The sequence below is a fragment of the Microbacterium sp. genome (genome assembly GCF_030149085.1).
Classification (GTDB): Bacteria; Actinomycetota; Actinomycetes; order Actinomycetales; family Microbacteriaceae; genus Microbacterium.
In genome coordinates this window covers 1-6588 of the sequence record NZ_JASBSF010000403.1, presented here as the reverse complement: position 1 = coordinate 6588, position 6588 = coordinate 1, and the positions used below count along the sequence as shown (strand labels likewise).

At 68.0% G+C, this 6588-nt stretch carries 5 protein-coding genes; 2 read left to right on the top strand and 3 right to left on the bottom strand.

Annotated features, from left to right (window positions below; all coding sequences use genetic code 11):
- Window positions 1-146: 146 nt before the first annotated feature.
- Complete coding sequence (locus Q1V87_RS16055) at window positions 147-1415, bottom strand: extracellular solute-binding protein (RefSeq protein WP_300595124.1); 1269 nt, start codon at window positions 1413-1415, stop codon at window positions 147-149.
- Between the two features lie 79 nt (window positions 1416-1494).
- Window positions 1495-2691 (bottom strand): ROK family transcriptional regulator, encoded by a 1197-nt coding sequence (locus Q1V87_RS16050; protein ID WP_300595122.1) that lies wholly within the window; start codon window positions 2689-2691, stop codon window positions 1495-1497.
- Window positions 2692-2879: 188 nt separating this feature from the next.
- Between Q1V87_RS16050 and Q1V87_RS16045 the strand changes: the two genes are divergently transcribed.
- Together Q1V87_RS16045 and Q1V87_RS16040 are read left to right on the top strand one after the other, a co-directional pair.
- Entirely contained in the window at window positions 2880-3854 is a 975-nt protein-coding gene (locus tag Q1V87_RS16045) for an acetylxylan esterase (protein WP_300595120.1), read from the top strand.
- Window positions 3851-4771, top strand: a complete 921-nt coding sequence (locus Q1V87_RS16040) for an N-acetylglucosamine kinase (RefSeq protein WP_300595118.1) — start codon at window positions 3851-3853, stop codon at window positions 4769-4771. Before Q1V87_RS16045 ends, Q1V87_RS16040 begins: the two co-directional genes overlap by 4 nt.
- Window positions 4772-4941: 170 nt before the next feature.
- On the opposite strand, the gene Q1V87_RS16035 is transcribed toward Q1V87_RS16040, so the two are convergent.
- A partial coding sequence (locus Q1V87_RS16035; RefSeq protein ID WP_300595116.1) for an NADP-dependent isocitrate dehydrogenase occupies window positions 4942-6588 on the bottom strand: 1647 nt, incomplete at its 5' end.

Here is a 6588-nt window from a genome sequence, read left to right as displayed (position 1 = left end):
TCGGGACCCGCTGTCTCCGGCGACGCCGAGGCGGCGGGTGCGGTGACGGTGGTCATGCAAAGTCCTTTGACAGAGAGCCAGTGACAGAGAGCGGGAGACACGGAGCGGGGACGCCCTGACGGTGCAGAGCGTCCCCGCTCGAGGTGTCAGCCGTTGAGGATGTCGGTGATCTTCGCGTCGGCGTCGGTTGCGAGCGTCGCGATGTCGCCGCCGTTCGCAATGTTCACAAACAGGTCCTGCATGATGCCCTGAGCTTCGACATCAGCCCAGTTCGGCGATGCCGGGGTGAGCTTCGCGTTGGCCGCAGCCTCGGCGATGACGGCAGCAAGCTCCGGCGTTGCGGCAGCTACCTTGTCGCCGAGCGAGACCTTCGCCGGCACGAGCCCGGCACCGGCGAGGATGGTCTGGTACTCATCCGAAAGCATGATTTCCAGCGCCGACTTCGCCAGCTCCGGGTTCTGCGACTTCGCCGAGATACCGACGTTCGAGCCGCCCGCGAAGACCTGAGCGGCCCCGCCCTCCGTGCCCGGCAGCGCGAAGTAGCCGGTGATGTCGGCCACGGGAGTCGCCGCCTGGTCCTCATCCGCGATGATCGACCAGTACGCCCAGCTCGGCGCCGAGTAGGTCGCCGACTGCTCGGTGCGGAACGGCACCCAGCCCTCAGCCTCATCGCCGTCCTTCGGAGCCAAGGATGCCTTCGTCATGAGCTCCTGCACCTGCGCGAGCCCGGCCTGCGATTCGGGGCTCGACAGCTGCGCCTCCCATGTGCCGTCGCTGCCCTGTACGGCGATCTCGCCACCGTTCTCCCAGATGAAGGGCAGCGCGTTGTACCAGTCCTTGCCGGGGAAGTAGACACCCGAGACGCCCGGCAGCGCGGTCGCGAGGGCGACCCCGTTGGAGACGTACTCGTCGAGCGTGGTGGGCACGGCAACGCCAGCCTGCTCGTACATGGCCGTGTTGTAGAACACGACGCGCGAACCCGAGTAGTACGGGGCGGCGTAGAGGGTGTCATCCCAGCTGCCGGCCTGGACGAAGCCCGGGAGGAGGTCCGAGCCGCCAAGCTGATCCTCGATGTCGGACAGGCTGAGCAGCGCACCGCTGGAGGTGAAAGCGGGAGCCTGCGTGTTACCCATCTCGACGATGTCGGGGCTGTCGTTGCTGGACAAGCTCGTCGTGAGTTTGTCGACCAGCCCGGTCCACTGCTGCTCTTCGATGACCAGGGTGCTGCCGGGGTTCTCGTCTTCGAAGGTCGTCACGAGGTAGTCGCGGGCCTCCTGCGGGGTATCGGCGCCGACCAACCAGACGCGCAGTTCCGCTGCTTCGGGGGTGTCGTTCGGGGTGCCACCGCCGGCACAGCCGGCGAGGACCACAGCTGAGGCACCGACGAGGGCGACGGCTCCGAGCTTTCTGTTCATGGTGTCTTCCTTCGTGTTTCTCTTGGTTTCGGAAGAGGTCGGGCGACCTATCCGGTGGGGGGAATTGTTGGGGCGACGGTCACGACACCCCGAGCTGGCCTGACAGGACCATGACGGCTGCGCCGCGCAGGACGATGTCCTGGCCTTGCGCCGTCATCCGAACGCGCACGCCGTCATGGAACCGGGCGAGCGTGCGGGTGCGGATCGTCTCGACCGTTGCCTCTGCGAGAGGACCGGCGAGAAGTTCGTCGGGGCCCGAGAGCACGATCTCCGACACGTCGAGGGCGCCGACGATCGGGGCGAGCGCAATGCCCAGGCGTTCACCGGCATCGCGCAGCTGCTGCTCGCGGTCGCCGGGTGTCTCGGCCTCGGCCATGCGTGCGGTCAGCGCGGGTACCGACAGCCATGCCTCGAGGCATCCGACTTTGCCGCACGCGCACTGTGGGCCGCCGTCGGTACCGACGGTGACGTGTCCGATCTCACCCGCAGCGAAGTGCGCACCGCGCATGGGCTGGCCAGCCGAGATCAGTCCCGACCCGACGCCGCGTCCGACCTTCACGAGCACGACGTCGTCTCCCGCACCACCGAACGTGTACTCGGCGAGGACGGCGGCATTCGCGTCGTTTGCCACGAGAACCGGCAGAGCGAGCGCGTCCTCGAGGATGCTGCGAAGCGGCAACTGCGTCCAGCCGAGACCGGGAGCACTGAGCACGACACCGTCGTTGTCGACGACACCGGGTGACCCGACGCCGATCCCCAGGATCGGCGCGTGGGCATCGGCGACGAGGCGCCGAGCCAGCTCGATCACGGCATCCCGCGCATCCTCCGCCCCGCGCGGGGCCGGGATCTCGTGACGGGCGACGATGTCGCCGTCAAGGGTCAGGATGGCGCCGAGGAACCTGTCGGGACCAGAGAGGTCCATACCGAGGATCCGGTGACCTGCGCGGTCAAGATCGACGACCATCGCGGGCTTGCCCGGACCAGAAGCTTCGCGGATGCCGAGTTCGGCGACCAAGCCGTCGCCGATGAGTTCGGCGACGAGGTCGGAGATCGTGACGCGCGTCAGCCCCGTCTCCCGGGAGAGGTCAGCTCGGCTCATCGCGCCGTCATGGAACAGTGTCTGGAGAACGAGTGAGCGGTTGTGCGCGCGGGCGTGCTCAGGAAGCACCTTCACCCGGCGAAGACCGCGGCGCGGCACCGCGTCCGAGGCGCCTGGGGCCGTCTGGGTGTGCGCAGGCCCCGTGGAAGAGCCGCGCTGCACTTCCGATGCAGTCATGTTTGTTAGTAGACCTTACGAACAAAAGAACTGCAAGCGGGTTCCCGGATTTGGACGGACAGTTTACAAAACCGTTACATCCGTCCGACGGCGCAACCTCGGCTTTCCCCGGGCCTTCCAGCCCACGCCTGCGCGGCAAGAGCCGTAACATGCGATGGGCGATCCCCCGCCCGAGGAAAGGAACACGCGTGCCCTACTTCGACCTCTCCCCCACTGAGCTCGAGGCGTATGCCCCGCAGATCAGCGAGCCGTCGGATTTCGATGCCTTCTGGAACGCCACGATCGAGGAGTCTCGCCTCGCGGGATGGGAACCGCGCCTCACTCCTGTCGATTCGGCGCTGCGGTCAGTCGACGTGCTCGATGTCTCGTTCGCGGGTTTCGGCGGTGACCCGATCAAGGCCTGGCTGCTGCTGCCGACCGGCGCGACCGAGCCGCTTCCCGCGGTGGTCGAATACATCGGCTACGGAGGCGGACGCGGCCTCCCCTCCGAGCGCCTCGCGTGGTCATCAGCCGGCTACGCGCACCTCATCATGGACACGCGCGGCCAGGGCTCGACATGGGGGGCGGGCGGAGGGACTCCCGACCCGCACGGCACCGGGGCAGCCACCAACGGATACATGACCCGCGGCATCCAAGACCCCGCCGACTACTACTACCGCCGGGTGTTCACCGATGCCGTCCGCGCGGTCGACGCCATCCGTGCTCTTCCCGAGATCGATGCGGCTCGTGTGGCAGTCACCGGGGGAAGCCAGGGCGGCGGCATCGCCCTGGCCGCGGGCGCACTCTCGGAGGGGCTCGTCGCCGTCATGCCCGACGTGCCCTTCCTCTGCCACTTCTCCCGCGCCGTCGGGCTGACCGATCGCGAGCCCTATCAGGAGCTCGTCCGGTACCTGAGCGTGCACCGGAACGCCCGCGAACGCACCTTCGCGACGCTCAGCTACTTCGACGGCGTCTTGATGGCACGCCGTGCGAGTGCACCGGGGCTCTTCTCGGTCGCACTCATGGACTTCACCTGCCCACCCTCGACGGTGTATGCGGCCTTCAACGCGTTCGCTCACGAAACCAAGCGCATCGTGGCCTACGAGTTCAACGACCACGAGGGCGGCGGTGCGCACCAGTGGACCCAGCAGGCCGCGTTCCTCGCTGAACTGGGCATCCAGTGAGCTCTCGCACCGCTGCCGTCGTCGCGATCGACGCCGGCCAGACCGGCATGAAGGTGCGCGTGCGCACTGACCAATCCGTCGGTGAGGCCCTGCTGCCCGGCGTTCGCACCGACCAGCCGGTGCTCCCGCAGATCAGTGTGGCAGCACGACAGATCGCCGACGAGTTCGAACTCGACATCCGCCACCTTGCCGCGGGGATCTCCGGGCTCACCGACGGGGAGACGACTCCGGACGCCCTCGCAGCGCTGGCGCGCAGCGCCGGGGCCGCGCACGCGGTCATCGCGCACGATGCGACAACCTCGTACCTCGGGGCCCGTGGCATAGCCCACGGTGCCGTTGTGGCCGCCGGGACGGGTGTCGTGACTCTGGGAGTCGGCCCGAGCGGCGCCACGCGCGTCGACGGCTGGGGTTACCTCATGGGCGACGCCGGCAGCGGCTTCTGGCTCGGCCGTGAAGCGCTGGTCGCCGCCATGCGCGACCACGACGGCCGGGGCGCCGCGACCGCGCTCACCGGTGTCGTCCGCGACCGCTGGCCCGACCTCGAACAGGCCTACATCGAGTTGCAGGCCGATCCCGCTCGGGTCAGTGTCGTGGCATCCTTCGCGGCTGAGGTCGCACGCGCAGGCGCAGTCGGCGATGCGGTAGCTCTCGACATCCTGCGCCGCGCTGGCGATCTGCTGGCCGAGAGCGCTCTGACGGCGCTGCGGCGTGTCGAGGCTGAGCCGGCTGTCTGCGCGATCGGCGGCGTCTTCCGTTCCGAGGCGCTCCGCGACGAGTTCACGCGGGCACTGGTGGCCGAGCGGCCCGATGCCCGGGTCGTCGAGCCCGCCGGGATCGGCATCGACGGCGTCGAGGGCCTCATCGACCTCCCCGCCGATCACCCGCTCGCGCCCCTGACCTGGTCGGCTCGCGCATAGCCCCGGACCCGCTCCCCGGCGGCGGGCCGCACAGCTGAGCCGATTGCAGGAGAAACGCCAGACCAACCCCGGCGGATCACACCCGAACCCCGATTCTTCCTGCGTTCGGCACGCCCGGAAACGACTCAGGCCGCCCCGCGGAAGCGGAAGCGGCCCGAATCGAGAAGAGATCAGCGCAGCGCGTCGATGACGGCGTTGAAGGTCGCCGAGGGTCGCATGACCTCGTCGACGAGTTCGCCGTTCGGGCGGTAGTAGCCACCGATCTCGACCGGCGACCCCTGCGCTCCGTTGAGCTCCGCGACGATCGTCGCCTCCTCAGCAGTGAGCTTCTCGGCAACCGGCGCGAAGATCGCCGCAAGTTCGGCATCCTCTGTCTGCTTGGCCAGCTCCTGCACCCAGTAGAGGGCGAGGTAGAAGTGGCTGCCGCGGTTGTCGATGGTGCCCAGCGCACGACCCGGAGACTTGTCGTTCTCGAGGAAGGTGCCCGTGGCGGCATCCAGTGTGTCGGCGAGGATCTTGGCCCGCGCGTTGCCGGTCGTGTCGGCGAGGTGCTCGAGGGATGCCGCGAGCGCGAAGAACTCGCCGAGCGAATCCCAGCGCAGGTAGTTCTCGCTCAGCAGCTGCTGCACGTGCTTCGGGGCAGAACCACCCGCACCCGTCTCGAACAGCCCACCGCCGGCAAGCAGCGGCACGATCGAGAGCATCTTGGCGCTCGTGCCAACCTCGAGGATCGGGAACAGGTCGGTGAGGTAATCGCGCAGCACGTTGCCGGTGACCGAGATCGTGTCCAGGCCGTGGCGCATGCGCGCGAGGGTGTACCGGGTCGCTTCCTCGGGCGAGAGGATGCTGATCTGCACGCCCTTGGTATCGAGCAGCGCGAGCCCCTGGTGCACCTTGGCGATCAGCTGGGCGTCGTGCGAGCGGTTCACGTCGAGCCAGAACACGGCAGGAACACCGGTCGCGCGGGCACGGGTGACGGCGAGCTTGACCCAATCCATGACCGCGATGTGCTTGGTCTGCGTCGCGCGCCAGATGTCGCCCGCGCCGACCTCGTGCTCGAGCAGCACCTCACCCGACGAGTCCAGCACCTGAACCACGCCCGGTGCGGCGATCTCGAACGTCTTGTCGTGGCTGCCGTACTCTTCGGCGGCCTGTGCCATGAGGCCGACGTTGGGAACCGTGCCGATGGTCGTGGGGTCGAGCGGGCCGTTCGCGATGACGTCATCGATCACGGCCTGGTAGACGCCGGCGTAGGAGGAGTCCGGGATCACGGCGAGCGTGTCATCCTCACCGCCGTCGACTCCCCAGAGCTTGCCGCCGTTGCGGACCAGGGCAGGCATGGATGCATCGACGATGACGTCCGAGGGAACGTGCAGGTTCGTGATGCCCTTGTCGGAGTTGACGTACGAGAGCCGGGGGCCGCGCTCCAGGTCGGCGTCGATCGCCGCAGCGATCTCGTCGCCACCCTCGACCGACGGCAGACCCGCGAGGATCGACCCGAGTCCGTTGTTCGGTGTGAGGCCCGCTGCCGCGAGCTTGTCGCCGTAGCGCTCGAAGACATCCGCGAAGTAGGTCTTCACGACATGACCGAAGATGATCGGGTCGCTGACCTTCATCATCGTGGCCTTCAGGTGCACGGAGTACAGCACGTCCTCCGCGGATGCCTCGGCCAACGTTTCGGCAAGGAAGGCATCGAGGGCGGATGCCGAAAGGAAGGTCGCATCGATGATCTCGCGCGGAAGGACCTTCAGTCCCTCCTTGAGCACCGTGACGGTGCCGTCGGTGGCGACGTGACGGATGGAGAGCACGTCGTCGTG

What these genes read in the sequence shown, in the direction of transcription:
- Q1V87_RS16050 (WP_300595122.1), bottom strand. Translation starts at nt 2,691, where the DNA reads ATGACTGCATCGGAAGTGCAGCGCGGCTCTTCCACGGGGCCTGCGCAC.
- Q1V87_RS16055 (WP_300595124.1), bottom strand. Translation starts at nt 1,415, where the DNA reads ATGAACAGAAAGCTCGGAGCCGTCGCCCTCGTCGGTGCCTCAGCTGTG.